This is a genomic window from Nonomuraea sp. NPDC049486 (assembly GCF_040676925.1).
Taxonomy (GTDB): Bacteria; Actinomycetota; Actinomycetes; order Streptosporangiales; family Streptosporangiaceae; genus Nonomuraea; species Nonomuraea ferruginea.
Genome location: NZ_JBFAPV010000005.1, coordinates 531,932 through 556,503 on the forward strand (window position 1 = coordinate 531,932; position 24,572 = coordinate 556,503).

The window sequence follows — 24,572 nt, forward strand, 5'->3', positions numbered from 1 at the left end:
CGGGGTTCTTCCCGGGGTCGGTGATGTGGTTCTTTCTTTCTCGTACGGGATTCGCGCGCCCTTCCGGGGGGCCGAATCGAAGGGGGATTGCGGAAATGTCGTGGTGGTGAGGCACGATAGCGGTGTGCTACTGATCGACGTGGTCCGGGTGTCCGAGGCGGTGGCGCGCACGCCTGCGCGGCTGGGGAAGATCGGCCATCTGGCCGAGCTGCTCGGCCGGGTCGGCCCGGGTGAGGCGGAGATCGCCATCGCCTACCTGTCGGGTGAGCTGCCGCAGCGCCAGATCGGCGTGGGCTGGCGCTCCCTCCAGGACCTGCCCGGCCCGAAGCTGGCCGCGACCGCCACGCTGACCGACGTCGACGCCCTGCTCACCAAGATCAAGTCGGTGTCCGGCCAGGGCTCACAGGCCGCCCGCAAGGCGCTGGTGCACGAGCTGTTCGCCGGCCTGACCAGCCAGGAGCAGGCCTTCATGCTCAAGCTGCTCGGCGGCGAGCTGCGGCAGGGCGCGCTCGACGGCGTGATGATCGAGGCGGTCGCCAAGGCGTCCGGGGCGCCCTCGGCCGACGTGCGCCGCGCGCTCACGCTCCGCGGCTGGTTGCCCGCGGTCGGGGCGGCGGCGCTGGCGGGCGGCGTGCCGCGCCTGAAGGAGTTCCGGCTGGAGGTGGGCCGCCCGGTCTCGCCGATGCTCGCCGGCAGCGCCCCCGGCGTCGCCGCCGCGCTGGCGAAGGCGGGCGCCCCCGCCGCGCTGGAGTGGAAGCTCGACGGCATCCGCGTCCAGGCCCACCGCTCGGGCTCGGAGGTCAGGGTCTTCACCCGTACCCTCGACGACCTCACCTCGCGGGTCCCCGAGCTGGTGGAGGCCGTGCTGGCGCTCCCCGTGGAAGACGCGGTGCTCGACGGCGAGGTGATCGCGCTCCGCCCCGACGGCCGCCCCCACCCCTTCCAGGTGACGGCCGCCCGCACCGGCAGCAAGATCGATGTCGATCGCCTGCGCGCGGAGACGCCGCTGAGCGTCTTCTTCTTCGACGCGCTCCGGGTCGAGGGCGCCGACCTGCTCGATCTTCCGTACGCGGCCCGCCAGGAGAGGCTCGCGGCCACCGTTCCGCCGCCGTTGCTCACCCCGCGCCTCGTCACCGACGACGTGGCGGAGGCGGAGCGGTTCTTCGCCGAGGTGGTGAAGGCAGGCCACGAGGGGCTGGTGGTCAAGGCGCTGTCATCCGCCTACGCGGCCGGCCGGCGCGGCGCGGGCTGGATCAAGGTCAAGCCCCGCCACACGCTCGACCTGGTGGTCCTGGCCGCCGAGTGGGGTCACGGCCGCCGCGAGGGCAAGCTGTCCAACCTCCATCTCGGTGCCCGCGACCCGGAGACGGGCGGGTTCGTCATGCTCGGCAAGACCTTCAAGGGCCTGACCGACGAGCTGCTCGCCTGGCAGACGGAGCGTTTCCTGGCGCTCGCCGACGGCCCCACCACGGAGTGGACGGTCCGCGTCCGTCCCGAGCTGGTGGTGGAGGTCGCCTTCGACGGCGTGCAGCGGTCGCCCCGCTATCCGGGCGGCATGGCCCTCCGCTTCGCCAGGGTCCTGCGCTACCGTCCCGACAAGCGCGCCGAGGACGCCGACACGGTCGAGACGGTCCGCGCTCTCATGATCTAGTACGCAGCCGTACGGGCCCGAAGAGGCCGCTGACGCGCTGGCCGGCGAAGACGAAGTGGGTGGGGCTGACCTCGTCGAGATAGGGCCCCAGCGTGCCGAGGACGAGGATCTCCACCACGTTGTCGCCGTCGTCCAGGTCGACGTCGAAGGCGTACGGCGAGCACACCCTGATCCCGCACGGACGCCCGTTCACCGTCACCTCCGCCGTGCCCCTGACCCTGCCGAGGTCGAGCACGCCCGGCCCGGAACGCGCAGTGACGGTGGTGCGGTAGCGGACACCGCCGCTGTATCCGGCGAGGCCGCGTTCCTCCCAGTCGCCCAGCCGCATCCGGCCCGGTCCGCAGGTGAACCGCACCGGGCCGGTGAAGGCGGCTCCGCCCTGGGCTCCCGGAGCCGTGACGGCGTGCAGCTCGACCGCGCCGTCCTCCGTCCAGCGCGCCCGGGCCCCGCCGGCCTCGACGCCGCTCGCGCCGGGCGGCGCCTCCACGACGAAGACCTCCGTACGAGGGCGCGCGCCCGGCACGGCGAACCCGGCGGGCAGCGCGACCGGGCGGCCGTCGAGCCACCCGGCTTCCGGCAGCGGGTGAGGGCGGGGCCGGAGGTGGAGAGCGGGAGGGTCGCCGTGCTGGCGGCGCCGGACCCGGACGTCCCCTGACCATCCGGGGCCGGACACCGCCAGCCCGTCCACCAGCACCCAGCCGCCGGACTCCACCCGGATCGTGTTGGCGCCAGGGTGCAGCAGGTGCGCGACGTCGTAACGGCGCACCCTGGGGATGTCCGCTTCCGCGTACGGGTCGAAGCCGCCCTGCCTGCCCGCCTCCCGCCCGTTGACCAGGACCCGGCAGTACGCGGTCGAGGCGACCTGGAGCAGCTCGTACGGCCCGTCCCCGAGGTTGACGGTGGTCTCCAGCGGCGTCCCGGCGATCCACTCCGGGACGGCGGCGTCGGCGGGATCGGCGACCAGGCAGACGTAGGCGCGCAGGTCGAGCTCCTCCTCCGGCGTCAGCCGCAGCTCCAGCACGTGCTCGCCGGCCGTGACAGGCGCCGCCGTCACGGCGGCGTAACCCCGGTCGTCCAGCGGGATCCGCTCGCCGTCGAGCCACAGAGCCTTCTCCGCCCCGGCCCCTACCGCGAGCCAGGCGGGCCGGCCCTGCGGCACGGTGAGCAGAGTACGGAAGCGGGCCTCGGCGCCCGCCGTGACCCTGCCGAAGGCGAGGAACTCGGCCGGCACCCGGCCCTTGGGGCCGAGCGTGTCCCGGTGCACGGGATCCTTGCGCAGCCCCCGGGAGAGCGACCACACCGACGGGGTCCAGGGGCCGTCGCCGACCCGCTGCTCCCCCCGGGGCCCGAACGTGACGTGCACCGCCTCCCCCTCCGGCGTCCGCAACGTCCAGCGCTCGACCGTCGCGCCGCCGCCGAAGTCGTGCCAGGTGTCGTCCAGGGTGGGGACCAGTTCGACCTCCCAGTCCTCCCCGAGATCGGTTTCGACCGGGTACGGGGGCGCGTCCGGCACGGGCTCGGCCGGGGTGCCGTCGAACACGAGCAGCGCGGCGGGGCCGTCGTCGAACGGCACCACGACCTCCACGGCGTCCCCGTGGCGGGTGTGCGGGAGCGGGCGTGGCTCACCGCCGTCGAAGAGGCGGGCCAGCAGCGGCGTGCCCGAGACGCCCCTGACCGTGATCCGCATGTCGCGGGCGTACCTGGCGGGGTCGAAGTCGATGACGGCGTCCAGCCAGCCGAGGTCCACACCGCGCTTGTCGGGCCGGCCCACGCTGATCCTGCTGGCCATGGGGTGTGCGGCCGTCAGGAACACCAGCGTGGCGTCGCCGGTCTCACGCACCAGCGCCGGAACCGGCGCCTCGACCCGACGCGGCAACTCCGCCAGCGCCTCCCCCAGCCCGGTAGGAGTCGCCACACGACGAACCCCGCCCACGTCGGAGAAGAGCCCCCAGGATCGCGCGGAACCGTCCGCGCCCGTACCGGAAGAAACATCCTGAGATCCGGCCGAGGCCGCCGCAGGAGCGGCGCCCGTACCGGAGGAGACGTCCTGAGATCCAGCCGGGGTCGCCGCAGGAGCGGCCGTGCCCGTACCGGAGGAGACGTCCTTGAACCCGGCCGGGGTCGCCGCAGGAGCGGCGCCCGTACCCGAAGAGAGGTCCTGAGATCCGGCCGAGGCCGCCGCGGGGCGGGCCGGGTGGGCGTCGAGGAAGGGCTGCGGGGGGTCGCCTACGGTGATGAGGAGGCCGCCGCCCGCGGCGAAGTCGGCGAGCCTGGTGGCGACGTCCTGGTCCAGCTCCGTGACGGCGGGCAGGATGATCGCGCGGTAGGCCTCGGTGGACACCGTGAGGCGACCGTCCGCGACGGTCGCCCGCCGGACCGAGTCCTCGTCGATGACGTCGGCGTCGAGGCCGAGCCGGTCGAGGACGCCGGGACGGGTGGCGAACCACGCCATGTCGCCGACGATCTCCCGGTAGACCTCGTCGGCGCGGGCGGCGGCCGCGTCCACGTGGCCCGTCCCGGTGCCCGCCTGGGCGGTGGCGGTGGGCAGCAGCACGGCGACGTCGCAGGCGTGGCGGCCCTGCGACAGGGCCGCGCACAAACGGGTGACCGCGTCGGCGAAGACGCGGTGGTGACGCCAGTAGGGCTGACGCCAGTCGGTGGACGGCGGCGCCCACTCCCACCAGCCGCGCCGGGTCGTGTAGTAGACGGCGTGCGGGTTGTAGAGGGTGGCGCCGGCCCGCAGCCAGGGCAGCAGCCAGTCGAGGGTCTCCTCCAGCGTGCCGCCCCACCCGCTGGAGTGGAAGGCCTCGATCCAGGTGCGCGGCCTGCCGTACAGGTGGGCGAGCGAGGCGTGCAGGCGCGCGTCGCCGTGGTGGTCGGAGCCGGGCGCGCCGAACCAGCGGTGGGTGCCGGCGTAGTCGGCGTACAGCTGCACGCCCGCCACCGGGTGTCCGGCGCGGGCCGGGTCCTGCTGGTCGCAGCCGTTCACCAGGCCGTGCCGTTCGTGCCAGCGCGCCAGCGGCCGGAAGAACGCCTCCTCGGCGAGCTCGGCGCGGGTGCGCTGGTAGGCCAGCCAGTCAGGGTCCTCGATCGTGAACGGCTCGCCGCGGCGGGCCAGGTGCTCCTCGGCGAAACGGGCCGACCAGGTGGGCAGGGTGGGCAGCTCGTCCTGGAAGGACCCGGCGATCACCCGGCCGAACCAGTGTCCCACCCGCCGCTCGAACTCGCCGTGCACCTTGTCGAGCAGCACCGCGCACGCCTCGGGCGACAGGTAGTCGAAACCGCGCGAGGTCACGGAGCCGTCGGGGGCCAGCCACTGACCGGCGAACTCCGGGCGCTCCGCCACCAGCCGCGCCTGCAGATCGGCGCCGGAGAAGCCGAGCTGGTCGTAGAACCACAGGTGCGCGCCCAGCTCGGCGGCGTCGGCGCAGACCCCGTCGAGCAGCTCCCACCACGCGTCCGACATGAAGGGCGGGTCGTCGGCGTCGGCGCCGAACGTCGGCCCCGAGGGCGCCAGGTTGAGGATCACCAGGTTGCGCACCCCGCCCGCGACCAGGCGCTCCATCTGCCAGCGCAGCCGGTCGCGGCGCAGCGGCTCCCCGCTCCACCACCAGATGGCGGCCGGGGAGAACTCCGGGGGCGGCTCCCGCAGCAGGTCGTGGACGTTCATCCCTTGAGTCCGCTCGCGAAGCCCTTGATGACGTAGCGCTGCAGCGCCAGGAACACCAGCACGATCGGCAGCGCGCCGAGCACCAGGCCGGCGAAGACCAGGCCGTGCTGGGAGACGTACTGGCCCACGTAGGCGAAGACGCTGACCGGGACCGTCTCGTAGCCGGAGCCGCCGAGGTAGATCAGCGGCGTGAAGAAGTCGTTCCAGATGAAGACGGCGTTGAGGATCAGCACCGTGCCGGTGATGGGCCGCAGCAGCGGGAAGACGACCCGGGTGAACGCCACGAGGTGCGAGGCGCCGTCGATCTGGGCGGCGCTGGCGTAGTCGCGGGGCAGCGCCCGGATGAAGCCCGTGTAGAGGAAGACGGTGAAGGGCAGCTGGATGCCGGTGTAGAAGAGGATCATCCCGGCGTGCGTGCCGATCAGCCCGAGCTCGGTCACCAGCTGGTAGAGCGGGATCATGCCGAGCTGGAACGGCAGCACGATGCCCAGCAGGAACAGGATGTAGAGCCCGTACCCGAGGCGGGTCTTCACCCGGGCCAGGAAGTACGACGCGAACGAGCCGAGCGCGATGAGCGCCACCAGGCTGACCACCGTGATGACCGTGCTGTTCACCAGCGAGGGGCCCAGGGCCGCGGCCGTCCACGCGCTGGCGAAGTTGTCGGCCGTGGGCGGGTCCGGCAGGGCCAGCGGCGACTGCGAGATCTGCGCGGGGTCCTTCAGCGACAGCGACACCAGCGTGTAGACGGGGAACATGAACGCCACCGCTGCCGCGATCATCACGATCTCGAGCAGGAAGGTCCTTCTCATACGGTCACCTCGCGGTTGCGCAGGTAGTAGACCTGGACGAGGGAGACGGCCGCCACGAACAGGGCGAGCACCAGCGCGATCGCCGTGCTGTAGCCGAACTTGCCGAACACGAACGCCTGCTTGTAGAGCACCGTCGACAGCGTCTCGGTGGCGTAGCCGGGGCCGCCGTTCGTGGCCGCGAAGACCTGGTCGAACAACTTGAGCCCGCCGATCGTGGACAGCATCAGGTTGATCGTCACGGCGGGGGCCAGCAGCGGCCAAGTGACGTACCGGAAGCGCTGCCACGTGCCCGCGCCGTCGATCATGGCGGCCTCGTGCAGCTCCTTGGGCACGCCCTCCAGCCCGGCCAGGAAGATGACCATGGAATATCCGGCGTACTGCCACACGACCATGCCGGCGATCGACCACAGCGCCACCGACGGGTCGCCCAGCCAGTCCACGCGCAGCCCGAGCAGGCCGTTCAGCCCCGCGGTGGGGTCGGGGTTGTAGATGTACTTCCACAGGAACGCCACCATGACGGGGCTGACCACGACAGGGGCGAAGAAGATCACCCGGAGCAGCGCCCGGCTCTTCAGCTTCGCGTGCACGCCGAGCGCCAGCAGCAGGCCGACGGCGTTCTGCACGAACACGATCGCCACGGTGAGCAGCAGCGTGTTGCCGATGGAACCCAGGGCCTGCTCGTCGCCGAGCAGCGTGCGGAAGTTGGCCAGGCCCACGAACGACATGTCCTGGCCGATCCCGCTCCAGTCGGTGAACGCGTACACCACGCCGCTCGCCGCGGGATAGAGCACCACCAGCGCGTAGACCAGCAGCGCGGGCGCGGCGAACAGCCAGGGCGGAGCATCCGCGCTGACCCGCCGCCGCCCCGCGACGCGGGCGGCGCGGGCGCGGAAGGCAGTCAGGGGGGTCACTTCCGGTACGCCTCGTCCATCTTCTTCAGAGCCTCGTCGATCGTGGACTTGCCGGCGAGCAGCTCCTGGACCACCGCGAAGTGCACCGGCTGCACCTCGGCGTTGGGCCAGCGCTGGTCCATGAACGGCACCGCCCGGTCCTTGGTGAACGGCAGGAACGACTCCACGGCCGGGTCGACCTTGGAGGAGGCGTCCTGGGTGAGCGGGATGGCGGCGATGGCCTCGGCCCAGGCGTTGATGTTCTCCTGCTGGCCGAGGAAGTCGACGAACGCCTTGGCCTCCTCGACGCGCTCGCCCTTGGCGTTCGCGCCGAGCCCGACCACGACGCCGGCCGGGATCCACACCTCGGACGCCTGGTCGGCTCCCGGCAGCGGGAACATCGACAGGTCGTCCGGCGCGGAGGCGGCCTTGCGGAAGTCGGGCAGCACGGCCGACACCTGCACGGCCATGGCGGCCTTGCCCGAGGCGACCATGGAGGTCTGCTGCTCGAACGTGGTGCCGTTGACGTTGTCGTTGAAGAAGCCGCGCTTCTGCAGCTCCAGGTACATCTCCATGGCCTGGCGCCAGCCGGAGTCGGCGAAGGTGGCCTGCCCGGCGAGCTGCCTGTCGTCGAAGGTCGGGTCCTTGGCGTAGACGGTGGAGGGCACCAGCGCGTAGGTGATGAGCTGGGTGACCCACGGGGTCTGCGCGCCCAGCGCGATGGGCACCACGCCGGCCTTCTTCAGCTTGTCGCAGACCGACAGGAACTCGCTCCAGGTGGCCGGCGGCTCCTCGATGCCGGCCTTCTGGAACGCCTTCTTGTTGTAGACCGCGCCGATGACCGACGAGCCCGCCGAGTGGATGTAGGTCTTGCCGTCGAGCTGGAAGGCGGGCTTGAAGCCCTCGGGGATGGTCTTCGTCCACGCCTGGGCCGACAGGTCGGCCAGCAGCCCGGCCTGGGCGATCTGGGTCATCGACATCGCGCTGCCGTTGCCGGGGTACACGACGTACAGGTCGGGAGCGTTCCCGGCGCCGAGCTGGGTGCGCACCGACGTCTGCACCTGGTCGGTGGGGGCGTACGAGGCGGCGATCCGCACCGATGGCTGGGCCTGCTGGTAGGCGGCCGCCAGCTTGTCCATCGGCGCCTTCTGGTCGGACACGCCGATGAACTTCAGCTCGGTCGTGCTCTGCCCGCCGGTGGTCGTGGTCGTGGTCTCGGGGCGGGTGGAGCAGGCGGTGACGAGGGTGGCGGCGGCCAGGCCGCCCATCATGCGCAGGAAGTTCCCCCGGCTCAGCCGGGCCTCACGCAGCAGGTCGGTCATTGTCTCTCCTCGGTCGTGCGGAGGGTTGTGATCCCCGGGAGGTGGTAGCCGATGCGAACGTTTTAACGACGGCTGCGCGAAGGACAGCGGGCCGCGAGTTTGTTAACTTACCAATCAAACTTGTTAAATCTGAGAGATGCCGGGAGACTACGAGTCGCCCAAGTTGGGTGTCAAGAGTAGAATTCGCAGCCCTCCGAGCAGGTGGAGACTCAGGTGAAGTCGCGGCCCCACACCTCCAGCAGGTCAGCGCGATGGCAGGGCATGGCCGAGCACATCGTGCGCCAGGGCTCCGTCTCCGTGACCGAGCTCGCCGAGAGCTTCGGGGTCAGCGTGATGACCGTCCACCGCGACCTCGACGAGCTGGAGCGCCAGGGGATGGTGCGCAAGGTCCGCGGCGGGGCCACCGCGCAGGCCAGCAACGTGTGGGAGAGCAACATCGCCTACCGGCTCAAGGCCCACACGGCGGAGAAGGACGCCATCGCGCGCGTGGTGGCGGGCATGATCGAGCCGGGCAGCTCGGTCATGCTCGACGACTCCACCACCGCGCTGGCCGTGGCCCGCCAGCTCCAGGAGCTCGCCCCGCTGACCGTGGTGACCAACTTCCTGGAGGCCATCAGGCTCCTGGCCGGCCATCCCGACATCCGGCTCATCGCGCTCGGCGGCGAATATCACGCCACGCATGACTCTTTTCTCGGTCTCGGCTGCGTCGACGCGGTCGAGGCGGTGAGCACCGACGTGGTGGTGGTCTCGACCTCGGCCATCTCCGAGAAGTACGCCTTCCACCAGGAGCAGGAGATCGTGCTGGTCAAGCGGGCGATGCTGGGCTCGGGCACCCGGCGGATCCTCGCCGTCGACGGCTCCAAGCTGGCCCGGGTGGCGCTGCACCGGGTGGCTCCGCTGGATGACTTCCACGTCGTGGTGGTCGACGCCAACGCCCCCGCCGACCTGCTCCAACGGCTCCGCGACCACCACGCGCACGTCGAGGTGGCGCAGTTGTAACGCCGGAGCTGTTATTTGTAACTTGAGGCTTGTTAAAACGATTGCATCTTGCTACAAAGTGAGGGCTTTCGCCCCCCACCTTAGGAAGCAACATGCACCGTCCCTCGCGACGATCTTTCCTTGGGCTCGGCGGCTCCGCACTCGCCCTCGCCTTCACCACCAACCTGGCCGACCCCTGGACCGCGCAGGCCGCCGTGAAGGGTGACTACCCCTTCCGGCTGGGCGTCGCCTCCGGAGACCCGTTGCCCGACCGGGTCATCCTCTGGACGCGCCTGGCGGCCGACCCGTTACAGCCACTCGGCGGGCTGCCGTTCGCCAAGCTCAAGGTCGAATGGGAGATCGCCGAGGACGAGGGGTTCACCCGGCGCGCCCGCCACGGCTCCGCCTGGGCCCGCCCCGAGTACGGCCACTCCGTCCACATCGACGCCAAGGGCCTGGAGCCGGGCCGCGAGTACTTCTACCGCTTCCGCTCCGGCGGCGAGATCAGCCCCACCGGCCGCACCAAGACCGCGCCGGCCCCCGGCAGCAGCCCGGACTCGCTGCGGCTGGCCTTCGCCTCGTGCGCCTCGTGGCCCGACGGCTACTACACCGCCTACCGCCATCTCGCCGACGAGAACCCCGACGTGGTCTTCCACCTCGGCGACTACCTCTACGAGTACGGCATCCGGCCGACGGGCGGGAACCGCAACATCCCCGTACCCGAGCAGTACCGGGTGCAGTGCGACACCCTCGACCGCTACCGGATCCAGTACGGCCTCTACAAGAGCGACCCAGACCTGCAGGCCGCCCACCACCGGGCGCCGTGGATCGTCACCTGGGACGACCACGAGGTGCTCGACAACTGGGCCAGCCAGCACGGTCCCGGCGGCGACGTGACCGAGCAGGACTACCTGGTGATCCGCGCCAACGCCTTCCGCGCCTTCTGGGAGAACATGCCCGTCAGGGTGCCTCCCGTGGAGGGCCCCGACGCCCGGATCTACCGCAGGTTCACCTTCGGCGACCTGGCCGAGTTCAACGTGCTCGACACCCGGCAGTACCGCGACGACCAGGTCTGCGGCGACGGCCAGCGGATCGGCTGCGAGGAGCGTCTCGACCCCGCGCGGCAGATGCTCGGCGCCGAGCAGGAGACGTGGCTGCTCGACGGCCTGGCCGCCTCCCCCGCCAAGTGGAACGTGCTCGCCCAGCAGATCGCCATGATCCAGCTCGACTTCGACCCCGGCCCCGCCCAGCAGCTCAGCATGGACCTCTGGGACGGATACGAGGCCGCCAAGGACCGCGTCGTCAACGGCATGGTCGACCGCCAGGTGAGCAACCCCGTCGTGCTGACCGGCGACATCCACTACAACCTCGCCGGCGAGCTGAAGCAGAACTTCGACGAGCCCTCCTCCCGCACCGTCGGCGTGGAGTTCGTCTGCACCTCGATCACCAGCGGCGGCAACGGCAACCCGGACACCGGACTGCCGCCCGGCGGCAGCGACCCCGTCAACCCGCACCTGAGGTTCTCCAGCTACCAGCGCGGCTACGTCTCCTGCGAGGTCACCCGCGACCAGTGGCGGGCCGACTACAAGGTCATCCCGTACGTGGACCGGCCCGGCGCCCCCGTGTCCACCAGAGCCAGCCTGGTCACCCTCGACGGCGCCCCCGGCCTCAACGCGCTCTAGGAAGGAACGATCATGCGTCACCTCACCGCCGCGCTGGCCGCCGCCGCCCTCACGCTCACCACCGCCGCCGCCTGGGACCCCGCCCCCGCTCCCACCCCCGAGCCGCCGCCCGCGGTGCTGATGAAGGTCAAGCCGGGATCCGCCAAGGGCTCCGGCAAGCTCACCCCCGTCGCGGGCGCCGACCGGATCGTCGCCCTCCTCGGCGCCGACCCCTCCTGCCCCGCCCGGGTGGACATCGGCCTGCGCAGCGACGCCAAGAAGGCCCGGTACGCCACCATGGACGTGGAGATCGACCGGCCGCTCACCGCCTCCCGCACCATGCTGACCAGCTACCTGCCGCCGGGCTACGAGGTCCGCACGAAACTGCTCGTCACCCCGCCTCCCGGCACCGCGGAAGGCTCGTACGAACTGCGTCTGCGGACCCCGTCGCAGACAGTGAAGGTGCCGGTCGAGGTCGTCTCCGTGGACAGCCTCGACAACGGCGGCAACCACGCGCTGCGCCGCCCGGTCACCGCCTCCTCCCAGCACGCCAACGCCAACTACCCGGCCTGCAGCATCGTGGACGGCGACCGCTCCTCCAGCGGCTGGGCCGGAGGCAACGGCTGGAACGACGCCACCTCCCGCTCCTGGCCCGACACCGTCGCGGTCGAACTGGGCGGCGCCCGGCAGATCTCCCGCGTGGACCTGTACACGCTCGACTCCGAGCGCTACCCGGCCGCGCGCTACGGGTTGCGCGACTGGGACGTCCAGGCGCGGGTGGCCGGCCAGTGGCAGACCGTCGCCCAGGTACGCGGCAACACAACGGGCGCCGTGCAGTCCGGTTTCGCGGCCGTCACCGCGGACGCCGTCCGCATCGTGGCGCTCGCCTCGAACGGCGCCAACGACTACACCCGGATCGTCGAAGTCGAGGTCCGTTGACGAAGGAGGCTCCGATGAGCACGTTCACCCGCATCACCCCGCCCCGCGTCAAGGTGGGGCTGGTGGCCGGAGGGCTGGGAGCGTACTGGCCGCAGTTCCCCGACCTCCTCCCCCAGCTCCAGCGCTCGGCCGCGCGCGTGTCGGAGCGGATGGGGGAGTTCGACGCCGAGATCGTCGACGTCGGCTTCATCTCGGACGCCCAGGAGGGCGCGGCCGCGGCCGAGAAGCTCAGGGCCGCCGGCTGTGACCTCATCGTCGGGTTCCTCACGACGTACATGACGGCCACCATGCTGGCGCCGATCGCGCAGCGCAGTGGCGCGCCGATGCTGCTGATCAACCTGCAGCCGACCGAGTCGATGGACCACGCCACCTTCGACACCGGCCAGTGGCTGGCCTACTGCGGGGCGTGCCCGCTGCCGGAGATGGCCAACGCGTTCACCCGGCTCGGCATCCCGTTCCGCTCGGTGTCGGGCTACCTGGAGGACGAGCGGGCGTGGCAGAAGATCGGCCGCTGGGTGCGGGCGGCCGGCGTGCGCGCCGCGCTGCGCCGGGGACGGCACGGCCTCATGGGCCACCTCTACCCCGGCATGCTGGACGTCGCGACCGACCTCACCCTGGTCACCGCGAACCTCGGCGGGCATGTGGAGGTGCTGGAGTTCGACGACCTGCGCGTCCGCGTGGAGAAGGTGACCGACGGCGACGCGGACGAGCGCGTCAAGCTCGCCCGCGAGGTGTTCGAGCTGGACGCCTCCGTCGACGACGACGACCTGGCCTGGGCGGCCCGGGTGTCCGTCGGCCTGGACCGGCTGGTCGAGGACTTCGAGCTGGACAGCCTCGCCTACTACCACCGCGGCCTCGACGGCGAGATCCACGAGCGGCTCGGCGCGGGCATGATCCTCGGCTCGTCGCTGCTCACCGCCCGCGGCATCCCGGCCGCCGGCGAGTACGAGCTGCGCACCAGCCTGGCGATGCTCATCATGGACCGGCTCGGCGCCGGCGGCTCGTTCACCGAGTTGCAGGCGCTCGACTTCCACCGCGGCCACGTCGAGATGGGTCACGACGGCCCGGCCCACCTGGCGATCAGCGCCCGCAAGCCGCTGCTGCGCGGGCTCGGCGTCTACCACGGCAAGCGCGGCTGGGGCGTGTCGGTCGAGTTCGACGTCAAGCACGGGCCGGTCACCGTGTTCGGGCTGCGCCAGGCGCGTGACGGCGGCTACGGATTCGTCGTCTCGGAGGGCGAGGTCGTGGACGGGCCGCTGCTGCGGATCGGCAACACCACCTCCCGGGTGGACTTCGGCTGCGACCCCGGCGAGTGGACCGACGAGTGGAGCGCCACCGGCATCTCCCACCACTGGGCGCTGGGCACCGGTCACCGGGCCGCGGACCTGCGCGCCACGGCCGACCTCCTGGGCGCGGACCTGATCCACGTCCAGCCTTGACCCGCCCTCGGTGTCCGGCGGGCGGCCCGCCCGCCGGACACCGACGCCTCAGTCGACCTCCACGTCGTCGAGGAGCCGGAGCAGGCTGGAGAGCACGCGGACGCAGGCGTCGACCTCGGCGCCGGTCACGTGCTCACCGACCGGGGCCAGCATCGCGCGCTCGCGGTCGATCAGGGCGGTGATGGCGGCGCGGCCAGCCTCGGTCATCCGTACGAGCGAGGACCGCTTGTGCGCCGGGTTGGCGACGAACTCCACCAGCCCCAGCGCGGCCGCGTCGTTGCTCATGCGCTGCACGAACTGGCGGCTCAGCGCCTGGGCTCGGCCCATCTGGGGGACGGTCATGGGCCCGTGCTCGCGCAGCATGTTGAGCACGGCCCGGACCCCGACCGACAGCCCTTCGACGGGCGCGTCCTGCTCCACCTTGCGGTGGGCACGCCGGTAGAGCGGCCCCACGAGGTCGAACACCTCGATGAGCCGGTCGGGCAGCTCTCCGGGAACCGCTGTCTCACTCACTCCACCATGATGACACCTGGGTTGCCATTCTCGCCACAGAATGACACCTTGGTTGTCATGGATGACTTGTTCTGGATCGACACCGGCACCGGCCGCCCGCTCGTCCTCCTGCACGGCGGCTTCCTGGACCACCGCATGTGGGAGGACCAGATCCCGGTGTTCGCGGAGGAGTACCGCGTCATCGCGCCCGACGCCCGCGGCCACGGCCGGTCCGCCAACGCCACCGGGCCGTACCGGCTCACCGACGACCTCGCCGCCCTGCTGCGCCACCTGGACACCGGCCCCGCGATCCTCGTGGGGGTCTCCATGGGAGGCGCCCTCGCCGTAGACACCGCACTGGAGCACCCCGACCTGGTCAGCGCCGTGGTCGTCAGCGGGGCGGGGACCAGCGAGCCCTACTTCACCGACCCGTGGACCACCCGGGCCATGGCCACGTGGCACGCCGGGATGGCCGCCGGGGATCTGGACGCCTCGGTCGAGGGGTTCATGCTCTTCGCCGCCGGTCCGCACCGCTCGCTCGGCGAGCTCGATGCCGAGGTCGTGAGCCGCCTGCGCCGCATGGCCATGGAGACCATGTCCAAGCACGGCGCCGGCGAGCCCGACCACCTCGTCCCGGTGCGCGACACCTGGGAACGCGTCCCCACCATCGGCGTCCCCGTGCTGGCCGTCAACGGCGCCGCCGACTCCCCCGACCACATCGGCATGGCGGAACGCCTCGCCGGCGCGGTGGCCGACGGCCGCGCGACCTCGATCGACGGGGCCGCCCACTACCCCAACATGGAACGCCCGGACGCCTTCAACAGGATCCTCGGAGACTTCCTGCGCACCGTTTGACATCCTCCCCGTGCTGAAGCACGGGGATTCCAACCGCAACTACCCCACGAGGAGGAGGTCGCGTTGAGGTTCGCGGTGCACCGGCCGGGCAACCCGTGGCCTTCCCGCGCAGACACGGCATGCCCTGCCGCGTGTGCGATGTTCCTGGCCGCGTTCACATCGGCGTTGCCGGCGTATCCACACGATCGGCACCGGTAACGCGCTTGGCTCTCGCGCGCTTCCCGGTCCACGATCCCGCACGCCGAGCACCGCTGGCTCGTGTACGCGGGGTTGACCTTCACCACCCGTCCGGGCGCCTTGTCCTCGAGCCGTCGGACGAGACCGCCCCATGCGGCGGCCATGATCGACCGATTCAGTCCGGCTTTGGCGCGAACGTTCCGGCCGGGCGCCTCGACGGTGCCGCGCGCCGACCGGGTCATGTTACGAATCTTCAGGTTTTCGACGGCGATCACGTCGAACCGGCGCGCCACATCGGTGCTGACCTTCTCCACCCAGTCCTTGCGCCGGTCGCTCTCGCGCGCCTTCACGCGGGCGATGGCGGCCTTGACCTTGGCGCGCCGGTTCGATCCGCGCGTGGCCCTGGCGAGCTTGCGCAGCAGCCGCCGCAGTCGCGCCTTCTCCGTGTCGCGCAGCCCGGGAGCGTTCAGCATCTCTCCGGTGGACAAAGCGGCCGACACGGCCACACCCCGGTCCACGCCGACGACCTCGCCCGTACCCGGCGCCGGGACGGGATCGGGGATGGCGGCGAACGCCACATGCCACCGCCCGGCGCGGTCGCGGGTGACGCGGTACGACTTCACCCCGTCAGGGACGGCGCGGGACCAGCGGAAACGGATCCAGCCCACCTTCGGGACCTTCACCTCGCCCACGTGCCGGGACAGGCGGCGCACGTCACCCGCTTTGACGGCGACGATCCGGAACCCCTCACCCCGCCCGCGCCTGCGCCATGCCGGACGCCTGTGGGTTCCGCCGAAGTAGTGCGCCATGGCTTGCGCGAAGTCCTTCAGAGCCTGCTGCTGAATGATGATCGACCCGGTGCGCAACCACGCGAACGCTGCCCGCGCCTCGGTCAACTGGCGGCACTGTTCGGCGAACCCCGGCGCGCTCCTGCGGCCCGGCTTCCAGAGCATGTGCTGCTCAACTGCGAGATTCCACACATACCGGGCGTGCCCGCAGTGCTCCAGCAACCCTGCCTCCTGGGCAGGCGACGGCTGGAGCCGGTAGCGGGACACGCCGATCAAACTACCGACCACCACCGACAAAACCGGGAGACCGCAGTGTCCGGCCGTTCCGGCTTTCCTCCCCGCCCTGAAGGACGGGGCCTCCAGCCTGTCGGTGTCCGGTGACACCGCGTCCGCGCGCCTCGGCCGGGAAAGGGAAAACCCGCCTTCGTGTGAAGGCGGGTCCGTGGTCGTTCGCCGGGCGTTTCGACGGTGGTCACTTCACCAGGCGGATCGTCATCGGGTAGCGGTAGTCGCCGCCCGACAGGGCCGAGACGCCCGCCACGATGGACAGGACGACGCCGACCACCCAGATGACCGGCACCAGCACCAGACCGATGATCGTGATCGGGAGCAGGATGGACGCCCCCGTGATCGTGAGCTGGAAGTTGAGCGCCTCGACCGCGTGACGCCGGATGTACGGCGAGGTCTTGCCGGCCGTCAGCATCAGGATGAGCGGCCCGATGATCGGGAACCCGACCAGGGTCAGCAGGTGGGCCGCCGAGGCGCCGAGTCGCTCGTTGCTCTCGGGCTCGGCCGTGAAGCGGGGCGCGGGCGCCTGCGGCGCGGCGAAGCGGGGCACGCCGTTGGGGCCGTAGAGCTCCCTCATGATCGGCATGAGGTCGCCGTGCGTACGCGCCGTCATGGCGCGCTCCAGCCGGTCGTCGAACTCGATCTTGTCGAAGCGGCCTTCGGCGTAGGCGGCCTTGACGTGCTCCACGACGTGCTCCCGATCCTGGTCGGTGACGCGCAGCTCAGTCTGCGGCACCTGTCCCGGCCTCGAGGGTGTGGGTACCCCAGTCATCACAGCCATGCCTCTCCCTACGGGATACGAACGGTCTCTTCCCATACTGCTCGACCGGGAGTGGTCGTGGGCATCGGGAGAATCCCGGATGTATCCCCGAGATCTTCCCCGACGCGCCGAAGCGTTTGACGGTATAAAAAGGACTCATGAGATGGCGAGATCGCTACGGCCTCCGGCGGCTGCGTGGCAAAAAGATCGCGAAGTTCGATCGCGAGGCCACCGACGCCGACATCGAAGCGCTCATCGCCTTCGCCAAGTCGCGGCGCGGCGTCGAGTTCTACGTCGAGCCCGAGACCTTCGCGACGGACACCACCGCGGTCGCGGTAGCCGACGACGGCGAGTGGACCCGGCGCAGGGTCGGATCACCCGCGGTGATCCACAAGGTGGCCCGTGACCTGGCGTTGCCGGTCTATGACGTCCAGCTGACCGGCTATCCACAGCGCATGCGCAGCTACAACGAGCGCCGCAAGCGCGAAGGAGGCGAGCAACTCTAGCGCCACCCGGCGCTAAGGGAGCAAGCAGCACCACCCGGCGCGAAGAGAGCAACCAGCGCCGTCCGCGCGGAGGGAGCGAGTAGCACTAGCGCCGCCCAACGCGAAAGGCAGCGAGCAGCGCCGTCCGCGCGAAGAGAGCAACCAGCGCCGTCCACGCGAAGAGAGCAACCAGCGCCGTCCACGCGAAGGGTGCGAGCAGCACTACCCGCACGAAAGGGAGCAGCTCTGCTCGCGCAAAGGGGCGAGCAGCATTAGCGCCGCCCGGCGTGACGAGAGCATGGCACACCGACCTGCCGGCCCGCCGCCACCCAGCCGGACGAAGACACCCCACCTCGGTCGCCTACCCGAACTGTCACCCCGCCGTCTGAGCCACCACCCTGGCCGCCTCAGCGAAAACACTCGCCCCACCGTCCTAGAAGACCCAACCCCCAACGTCCTTAAAGACCCACTCTGGCTGGGTAGCGTCCCTTAGGGCGGTGCGATCCTTCACCCGCACAGCCCTGTTCGCCCAGGTAGGTCACGCACGATGAGATCGTTGATCTCACTTGGCGGGGCACCGCCCAGAGACGGGCTGAGGCATCACCCGGCACGATCCTGACAGGCGTAGACATCTCCCGGCACGATCCTGAAGGGCGTAGACATCGCCCGAACCACCTGGGACAGGCTGAGACACCCCTTCGCGAACCACTCAGGCAGGCACACCCGCACGACGCTGCTGGGGTAGACATCCCGAACCACGCGGACAGGCTGATAAACCATCCCGCGAACTACGCGAACAGGCACACCCCGCACGACGCGTAGACATCGCCGGACCACCCGGGAGTCGCTGAGACACCCCCAACCACCCCGACGGGCGAGAGCACCACCCTGCGTCATTTCACTCGGCGAGGACGCAACCCTGCGGCACCGTCATGTGGTCTTCTCATCCGCGAGGTCCGGAGTACCAGTACTGGGCCACGTGTCACTCGGGAAGGCGGACGGGCCGAGATCGCCCGCCTGGAGCGCATCTGGCTCGGGATGGTGCTCGATCAGGGCGAGGAGGGGCTGGAGCCAGGACGCCTTGGGTTCCCCCATCGCGGCGTCGAGTTCGTCAGGGGCGGGCATCCGGCCATCGAGGACGGCCGGCGGCAGCAGGTGTTGCAGGGCGTGCATGAGCAGGTTGGCCATCGAGTAATGAGGATCGATCGCCAGGGCCCGCTCCAGAGCGATCGTGGCCAGAGTGCTGTCACCGGCCCGCCACCCTGCCATGGCCAGAAGGGACGCCGCCGGAGGAATGAAGGCGGGCTCCAGCCGACGCGTGAGGTCCTTCCACAGGCCTATGTGGGAGTCGTCCATCAGAGTCCAGGCTTCGTCCCGAACCCTGATGACCGCGAGGGCGAGGCCCAGCCTCGCGGCCTCGGCGTCATCGAGCCGGTCACCAGCGGCGGAACGCGCCAGAGCCGCCCGGACCCGTGCGAGCCCTTCGGCCACGAACACCCCGGCGAATTCATCAGAGGCGGAGACGACAGAAACGGCCCGAGCCTCAACGCCGCAAGCGCCAGCGGCAACCGCGCCACCAGAAACACTGGGCACCCCGGTGGCGGACTCGGGAACGGCGACGTCAGAGACGGCCCCAGCCCCGACGCCGCAAGCGCCCGCCATCGGGGAGACAGCGCCACCAGAGACAGAATGAACAGCGGAAACCGCGCCGCCGGAGGTCGTGGTGAGGGCTGTGCGCAGGGTGTGGATCGCGTCGGCTGTCGCTCGGCGCATCGCGAGACGTACGGGGCCGGTGGCCGGGGCGATGGTGCGTTGGAGGGTCTGGCGGTCGGGGAGGGCGACGAGGCCGCGGACGGTGGCCTCGGCGGCCACGCGGCTGCTCCGCGGGTCGTACGGGGTGCCTTCCGGCGGGCAGCAGGTGGCGCTGTCGCACACGTAGGACCAGTAGCGGCCGTCGTGGGCGCGCAGCGCTTCCGCCACCTCGACGCCCGCCCCGGCGGCGATCGCGGTGGCCTCGTCGACGGCCGGGGTGACGGCCTCTCCCGGGCCGTAGCCGACGACGACCACCTGGGACACCTCCTCCCGTTGGAACAGCGCGGTCAGGGGGGCGAGGGTGCCCGGCGGCATGGGGACGTTCCAGCGGGCGGCCACCTTGGCCCGGCTCTGGGCCAGGCCGACCACGATGAGGCTGTCGGCCGGGTGGAAGCCGACGAGGTAGGGCACGGCGGCGAGGATGTCGGCCGGGCTGGTGAGGGTGAGGCAGGTGGCGGAGATGTCGGTCGTCATGGGCACAGAGCGTGCCGCGCGCCGGCCCCCGGGAAGGCGTCGATAACAGGTTCTGTGGACAAGCAGCACCGCGGCCGAACGCCTGTGGATCTACGGGGAAAGCGCCGCCAACCGGTTCTGCGGACGAGCGGCGCCGCCTGTGGACTACGGCGCGAGACGCTCCCGTACCATGAGCGCGGCGCCCGCGACCGCCGCCGGCATCGCCACGACCGCCACCAGCGGCACCATGAAGAGCAGGAACACGGCCACGCCGAAGCCGAGCGCCACGGGCAGGTTGCCGCGCAGCAGGCGGAAGCGGTCCTTGCGGAGCAGCCCGCGCCGCTCCATGCCGAGCGTGCTCAGCTCGACCGTCAGGAAGAAGCCCGAGACGGCCGCCCCGAGCACCGGCACCACGGTCTGCCCGAGCACGGGCACGAAGCCGAGGAAGAACAGCGGCACGGTGAACATCAGCACGAACATCAGCGTCACGAGGCTGTCCTTGACGGACCGCGGCAGGGTGCGCCACCAGGGCTGCCCGTCGGCCTCCTCGACGCCGTCGACCTTGGCGGAGAGCTTCTCGTAGAACGGCTCCCCGATGGTGAGGGTGATCGCCGCGAAGGTGACCACCGCCAGCGCCAGCCCGCCGAGGAACAGCGCGATCGCGACCGTCACCCGGAACGCCTGGGCCCAGGACCACGAGTCGGCGAACGGGGTCATGAACTCGGCGAGGCTCAGCGCGTTGGTGCCGAGCAGGATCAGCGCCACCACGTAGACGGCGAACGCGATAACCGCCGGGATGAGCCCGAACAGCCACCACCGGCCGTTCCTCGCCACCCAGCCCACGCCTCGCAGGAAAAAGCCGACACCGGAGCCGAAGTCGCGCAGCGATCGCATGTCCGGCAGGCTAGCGCCAGAACGAGGTGACCGCGTAACCCAGCTCGTCGAAAAGCTCGCGCAGCAGCGGCAGCGAGATGCCCAGCACGGTGCCGTGGTCGCCCTCGATGCCCTCGACGAACCAGCCGCCGCGCCCTTCGATGCTGAACGCGCCGGCGAGGCTGAGCGGCTCGCCGGTGCCGACGTAGGCGGCGATCTCCTCCTCGGAAGGGCTGCCGAAGTGGACGACGGTGGTCGCGGTCTCGGCGACCTGCCTGCCCGCCGCCACGTCGATCACGCAGTGGCCGGTGACGAGCCGCCCGGTGCGGCCGCGCATGATCCGCCAGCGGTCGAGCGCCTCCTCCTGGGTGGCGGGCTTGCCGTAGGGGCGGCCGTCGAGCTCCAGGATGGAGTCGCAGCCGATGACCAGGCCGTCGCCCAGCCCGGCGGCGACCGCCTCGGCCTTGGCCTTGGCCAGGACGAGGCTGAGCGCGGCGGGGGTGTGAGCGCTGAACGCGTCTTCGTCGACCCCGCTCACGATCACTTTGGGGTCGAGGCCCGCGTTGCGCAGCAGGGCCAGGCGGGCGGCGGACGCTGAGGCCAGAACGATCACCGGACCAGCTTACCCGTCACCAGGCGGGGCCCCGCGCGCCCCTGGTGGTGTGCGGCTCGGGCAGGTCGCCGAAGGCGTCGGCGAGGAGGGCGGCCAGCTCGTCGGGCAGGGTGGCGCGCTCGCGGGCCAGCTCGGCGGCCATCTCCTCGGTGGTCATGTCGAGCTCCCCCGCCCGGATGGCGAGCAGGGACATCACCATGGGCGCGAGCAGCGCCAGCAGCCGCATGACAGCGCCGGGGTCAAGGCCGGACAGCCGGGCCAGCCCGTACGCGACGGTCTCGGTGCCCTGGCCGCCGAGCACGTGCGCGAGGATGTTCTGGCCGTCGCGGGCCAGGGAGGCGACGTCCCCGTTGAACGGGTCGGCGTCGGTGTGCTCGTCGAGCGCGGCGCGCAGGGCCTCGGCTCCGTCAGGGTGCTCGGCGTCGCGGGCCATGCCACCGACGATCATCCCGGAGGCGGCCGCGATCGCGTCGCGGGCCCTGCCGGCGTCGGTCGCCAGCATCCCGCCGATCTGCTCCAGGCCGGGATCGCCGAGTTCGGCGAGCAGCCGGTCGGTCAATCTCACGGCAGTCCCCCTGATCCTCGTCCGGGAGACCTTCCCCGCCCGGCCCCCGGTTAAGTCCGGGGGCGTCCTAACTTTTGGCCAACTCCCCCGGCTCGGCGTCGAGGACGGGCTCCCGCAGCCCGGCGGCGGTGTAGGCGCTGTCCTCGTCGAGCGTCTCGTGCTCCAGGAGGGCGGCCACGATGCCTTCGAGCTTGGCTCGGTTCTCGCGCAGGATGCGGACGGCGTCGTCGTAGCACTCGTCCACGATCCGCCGCGCCTCCTCGTCCACGATGGCGAGCGTGGCGGGCGAGGCCTGCGGCTGCTGGCCGTCGTTGGACAGGATCGTGAGCGGGCCGACCTTCTGCGACATGCCCCAGCGGCCCACCATGCCGCGGGCGATCATGGTGACCTGTTCGAGGTCGCTCTCGGCGCCGGTGGTGATGACGCCGTAGATCACGTCCTCGGCCGCCATGCCGCCGAGCGCGCCCGTGATGCGGCCGCGCAGGTAGCGCTCGTCGTAGGCGTAGCGGTCGGTCTCGGGCGTGGAGAGGGTGACGCCGAGCGCCCGGCCGCGCGGGATGATGGAGATCTTCCTGACAGGGTCGGCGCCCGGCAGCAGCATGCCGAGCAGGGCGTGACCGGCCTCGTGGTAGGCGGTCCTGACCCGCTCCTCCTCCGGCATGACGATGCTGCGGGCGGCGCCGAGCTGCAGCTTCTCCAGCGCGTCGGCGAAGTCGGCCGTGCCGACCTTCTCCTTGCCGCGCTTGGCGGCGAGCAGCGCCGCCTCGTTGACGAGGTTGGCCAGGTCGGCGCCGGTCATGCCGGGCGTGGTCTTGGCGATCCGGTCGGCGCTTACGTCCGCCTCCAGCGGCACGCCCCGGGTGTGCACGCCGAGTATCGCCGCGCGGCCGGCCGCGTCGGGCAGCCCGACCTGCACCGTACGGTCGAACCGGCCGGGGCGCAGCAGCGCCTGGTCGAGGACCTCGGGCCGGTTGGTGGCGCCGATGACGATGACGCCCTCGACGCCGGAGAAGCCGTCCATCTCGGTGAGGATCTGGTTGAGCGTCTGCTCGCGCTCGTCGTGGCCGCCGATGCCGCCCGCGCCGCCGCGGGCGCGCCCGATGGCGTCGATCTCGTCGATGAACACGATCGACGGCGCGACCTTGCGCGCCTCCTCGAACAGGTCGCGTACGCGGGAGGCGCCGACGCCGACGATCATCTCGATGAACTCGGAGGCGCTGGCCGAGAAGAACGGCACGTTGGCCTCACCGGCCACGGCCCTGGCCAGCAGCGTCTTGCCGGTGCCCGGCGGGCCGGCGAGCAGCACGCCCTTGGGCAGCTTGGCGCCGAGCCTGCGGTACTTGGCCGGGTCCTTGAGGTAGTCGACGATCTCGACGAGTTCGTTCTCCACCTCGTCGATGCCGGCCACGTCGTCGAACGTGACGCGCACCTTGCCCGCCTCGACCGGCTTGGCGGCCTTCGACTTGCCGAGGCCGCCGACTCCGCCGCCCATCATGCCCGCGCCGCGCCGCATGATCCAGATCCACAGGCCGGCCAGGAGCAGCACGGGGAAGAACGCCAGCAGCAGGTTGAGGAAGAAGCCCCGGCCCGTGCTGAGCGGCTCGGCCCTGATCTCCACCGCGGCGGTCTGCAGCTGCTGGGAGAGCTGGTCGGTGTCGGCGAAGGTGGGGATCTCGGTGCGGAACTCGGTGTAGGACTGGTTGCCGCTGTCGGGGTCGTTGGCCGCCGACTTGAGCTGGCCCTCCACCGACAGGCCGGTGGCGTAGATCTCCTTGACGTTCTTGGCGGTCACCTGCTGGGTGAACTGGGTGTAGGAGATCGTCTCCCTCTCGCCGCTGTCGAAGAACGACGACACCAGGAAGAACACGGCGTAGACGGCCAGCAGGGTGGCCACGAACCGCCACCAGTTGATCTTGGGGCGGCCTCCGGGGGTGCCGGGGAGCCCTTCGGCCCGCCACGGTCGCTTGGTCTTGCCGTTCTCCGATGATCGCGGCGCCCCAGAGCGTTCCACGGCGTCGTCACTCCCCAAAATCGCCGCCCTTCATGATCTCAGCGTAGGACGCGCACCCCGGCGATCGCGTGAGGAATGTCGCGCCACCTGTTGCGTTGCGTGTCCGGCACTGTGATGAACACCAGTCCCGGCTTGCTCATTCCGCCGTCCACGACCATCACGGCCGCGCGGGAGCTGCGCTTGCCGTACGTGACCTGGTAGAGCAGCGTCCAGCCGTCCTTGATCCGCTGAGAGCCGAGCCAGCGGATCTTGGAGCCCTCGGGATGGTGGTTGAGCGTCCACCGGGCGGCCAGCAGGGCGGTGTCGCGGTCGGACTTCTGCGCCTCTATCGGCACCGGGCAGCTGACCAGCATGCCGCGCGGGCCCTTGCTCGGCTTGGGCAGCACCTGCCGGCTGGTGAACGGGGCGGGTCCGTACGACTTCCAGGGCTTGGGCAGGTTGGGCACGGCGAGGCCGGTGCGCTTGTCCTTGATGACGCTCTTGCCGGCGCGGGGCAGCTTCAGCCGCTTGACCTTGGCGGGCAGGCGGGGCAGGCGCTCGTCCGCGTACAGGGCCTCCATCGCGGTGTAGCCGGGCGCGAGCGACGTGCCGGGGGTGGGAGTGGGGCGCGGCGCCGGATCGTCGCCCGAGACGCCCGAGGCGGGCTCGACGGTGGCCTCCGCGGTCGGCCCTGCGGTGGCCTCTACGGTGGCGCCCGCGGTGGCTTCGGCGGTGGCACCCACAGTGGCGCCGACGGAGGCTTCGGCGGTGGGCGGGCCGGACGAGACGGGCACGGCCGATGGCGCGGCGACCGGCCGGGCGCCGGTCTCGTCCGGCCGCGAGGGAAGCGCCAGGACCACCCCGACGGCGGCGACCGCCACCGCCGCGACCACGGCGAGTCCCCGGTAGATCGCCCCCATCCGGATGTCTCCGATGCGGGAGCGTCTGGGCGGCGAGGCAGGGATTCCCGGGCGGTCTTCGGTTCTCACGCGGGAACCTCTGGTCTCATCAACCCCATCGAGCACGAACCGGAGCGTACGACAAAACCGACCCATCTGCGGG

Annotated in this window: 20 protein-coding genes; 7 read left to right on the plus strand and 13 right to left on the minus strand. The window is 71.2% G+C overall.

The window, feature by feature from the left end:
- Positions 1-124 precede the first annotated feature (124 nt).
- A complete protein-coding gene (locus tag AB0K05_RS18430) occupies positions 125-1,651 on the plus strand; it encodes an ATP-dependent DNA ligase (RefSeq protein ID WP_364230297.1) in 1,527 nt (508 codons plus the stop codon).
- On the opposite strand, the gene AB0K05_RS18435 is transcribed toward AB0K05_RS18430, so the two are convergent.
- The 4 genes from AB0K05_RS18435 to AB0K05_RS18450 are packed head-to-tail and all read right to left on the minus strand — an operon-like array spanning position 1,641 to position 8,342.
- Positions 1,641-5,321, minus strand: a complete 3,681-nt coding sequence (locus tag AB0K05_RS18435; RefSeq protein WP_364230300.1) for a hypothetical protein — start codon at positions 5,319-5,321, stop codon at positions 1,641-1,643. The two genes, AB0K05_RS18430 and AB0K05_RS18435, sit on opposite strands and share 11 nt — an antisense overlap.
- Positions 5,318-6,130 carry a carbohydrate ABC transporter permease gene (locus AB0K05_RS18440; RefSeq protein WP_148030109.1) on the minus strand — a complete coding sequence of 271 codons (813 nt, stop codon included), beginning with the start codon at positions 6,128-6,130 and terminating at the stop codon, positions 5,318-5,320. The genes AB0K05_RS18435 and AB0K05_RS18440 overlap by 4 nt, the downstream gene beginning before the upstream one ends.
- A complete protein-coding gene (locus AB0K05_RS18445; protein WP_364230304.1) occupies positions 6,127-7,041 on the minus strand; it encodes a sugar ABC transporter permease in 915 nt (304 codons plus the stop codon). Before AB0K05_RS18445 ends, AB0K05_RS18440 begins: the two co-directional genes overlap by 4 nt.
- Complete coding sequence (locus AB0K05_RS18450) at positions 7,038-8,342, minus strand: extracellular solute-binding protein (RefSeq protein WP_364230306.1); 1,305 nt, start codon at positions 8,340-8,342, stop codon at positions 7,038-7,040. The genes AB0K05_RS18445 and AB0K05_RS18450 overlap by 4 nt, the downstream gene beginning before the upstream one ends.
- A 213-nt stretch (positions 8,343-8,555) precedes the next feature.
- Here AB0K05_RS18450 and AB0K05_RS18455 point away from each other — a divergent pair, with 213 nt between their 5' ends.
- The 4 genes from AB0K05_RS18455 to AB0K05_RS18470 all read left to right on the plus strand — a co-directional run bounded on the left by AB0K05_RS18455 (position 8,556) and on the right by AB0K05_RS18470 (position 13,359).
- A complete protein-coding gene (locus AB0K05_RS18455) occupies positions 8,556-9,341 on the plus strand; it encodes a DeoR/GlpR family DNA-binding transcription regulator (RefSeq protein ID WP_271279191.1) in 786 nt (261 codons plus the stop codon).
- 92 nt (positions 9,342-9,433) lie between these two features.
- The gene (locus AB0K05_RS18460) at positions 9,434-11,002 is read left to right on the plus strand and encodes an alkaline phosphatase D family protein (RefSeq protein WP_364230308.1); all 1,569 of its coding nucleotides are present in this window, start codon (positions 9,434-9,436) and stop codon (positions 11,000-11,002) included.
- Positions 11,003-11,014: 12 nt separating this feature from the next.
- Complete coding sequence (locus AB0K05_RS18465) at positions 11,015-11,920, plus strand: discoidin domain-containing protein (RefSeq protein ID WP_148030105.1); 906 nt, start codon at positions 11,015-11,017, stop codon at positions 11,918-11,920.
- A gap of 14 nt (positions 11,921-11,934) precedes the next feature.
- Positions 11,935-13,359, plus strand: a complete 1,425-nt coding sequence (locus AB0K05_RS18470; RefSeq protein WP_364230311.1) for an L-fucose/L-arabinose isomerase family protein — start codon at positions 11,935-11,937, stop codon at positions 13,357-13,359.
- Positions 13,360-13,407: 48 nt separating this feature from the next.
- On the opposite strand, the gene AB0K05_RS18475 is transcribed toward AB0K05_RS18470, so the two are convergent.
- Positions 13,408-13,872, minus strand: coding sequence for a MarR family transcriptional regulator (locus AB0K05_RS18475; RefSeq protein ID WP_148030103.1), 465 nt, complete (start codon positions 13,870-13,872; stop codon positions 13,408-13,410).
- A 57-nt stretch (positions 13,873-13,929) separates the two neighbouring features.
- Here AB0K05_RS18475 and AB0K05_RS18480 point away from each other — a divergent pair, with 57 nt between their 5' ends.
- The gene (locus tag AB0K05_RS18480) at positions 13,930-14,706 is read left to right on the plus strand and encodes an alpha/beta fold hydrolase (RefSeq protein WP_345483199.1); all 777 of its coding nucleotides are present in this window, start codon (positions 13,930-13,932) and stop codon (positions 14,704-14,706) included.
- Here AB0K05_RS18480 and AB0K05_RS18485 read toward each other — a convergent pair.
- Together AB0K05_RS18485 and AB0K05_RS18490 are read right to left on the minus strand one after the other, a co-directional pair.
- A complete protein-coding gene (locus AB0K05_RS18485) occupies positions 14,640-15,938 on the minus strand; it encodes a transposase (RefSeq protein ID WP_364230316.1) in 1,299 nt (432 codons plus the stop codon). The genes AB0K05_RS18480 and AB0K05_RS18485 overlap by 67 nt on opposite strands.
- A 205-nt stretch (positions 15,939-16,143) precedes the next feature.
- Positions 16,144-16,695, minus strand: a complete 552-nt coding sequence (locus tag AB0K05_RS18490; RefSeq protein ID WP_261808380.1) for a DUF1707 and DUF4870 domain-containing protein — start codon at positions 16,693-16,695, stop codon at positions 16,144-16,146.
- A gap of 182 nt (positions 16,696-16,877) precedes the next feature.
- On the opposite strand from AB0K05_RS18490, the gene AB0K05_RS18495 reads away from it, so the two are divergent.
- Entirely contained in the window at positions 16,878-17,225 is a 348-nt protein-coding gene (locus AB0K05_RS18495; RefSeq protein ID WP_148030100.1) for a hypothetical protein, read from the plus strand.
- A 909-nt stretch (positions 17,226-18,134) separates the two neighbouring features.
- Here the strand turns inward: AB0K05_RS18495 and AB0K05_RS18500 are convergent.
- The 6 genes from AB0K05_RS18500 to AB0K05_RS18525 all read right to left on the minus strand — a co-directional run bounded on the left by AB0K05_RS18500 (position 18,135) and on the right by AB0K05_RS18525 (position 24,430).
- Positions 18,135-19,490, minus strand: a complete 1,356-nt coding sequence (locus AB0K05_RS18500; RefSeq protein WP_364230319.1) for a DUF4192 domain-containing protein — start codon at positions 19,488-19,490, stop codon at positions 18,135-18,137.
- A gap of 144 nt (positions 19,491-19,634) precedes the next feature.
- A complete protein-coding gene (locus AB0K05_RS18505; RefSeq protein WP_187281025.1) occupies positions 19,635-20,363 on the minus strand; it encodes an EI24 domain-containing protein in 729 nt (242 codons plus the stop codon).
- Between the two features lie 10 nt (positions 20,364-20,373).
- Complete coding sequence (locus AB0K05_RS18510) at positions 20,374-20,955, minus strand: nucleoside triphosphate pyrophosphatase (protein WP_271277107.1); 582 nt, start codon at positions 20,953-20,955, stop codon at positions 20,374-20,376.
- A 16-nt stretch (positions 20,956-20,971) separates the two neighbouring features.
- Entirely contained in the window at positions 20,972-21,520 is a 549-nt protein-coding gene (locus tag AB0K05_RS18515) for a DUF937 domain-containing protein (RefSeq protein ID WP_187281024.1), read from the minus strand.
- A 67-nt stretch (positions 21,521-21,587) separates the two neighbouring features.
- Positions 21,588-23,531 carry an ATP-dependent zinc metalloprotease FtsH gene (ftsH, locus tag AB0K05_RS18520; RefSeq protein ID WP_148030096.1) on the minus strand — a complete coding sequence of 648 codons (1,944 nt, stop codon included), beginning with the start codon at positions 23,529-23,531 and terminating at the stop codon, positions 21,588-21,590.
- Positions 23,532-23,569: 38 nt separating this feature from the next.
- Positions 23,570-24,430: a hypothetical protein gene (locus AB0K05_RS18525; RefSeq protein WP_364230324.1), complete on the minus strand. Its 861-nt coding sequence runs from the start codon at positions 24,428-24,430 to the stop codon at positions 23,570-23,572.
- Positions 24,431-24,572 lie beyond the last annotated feature (142 nt).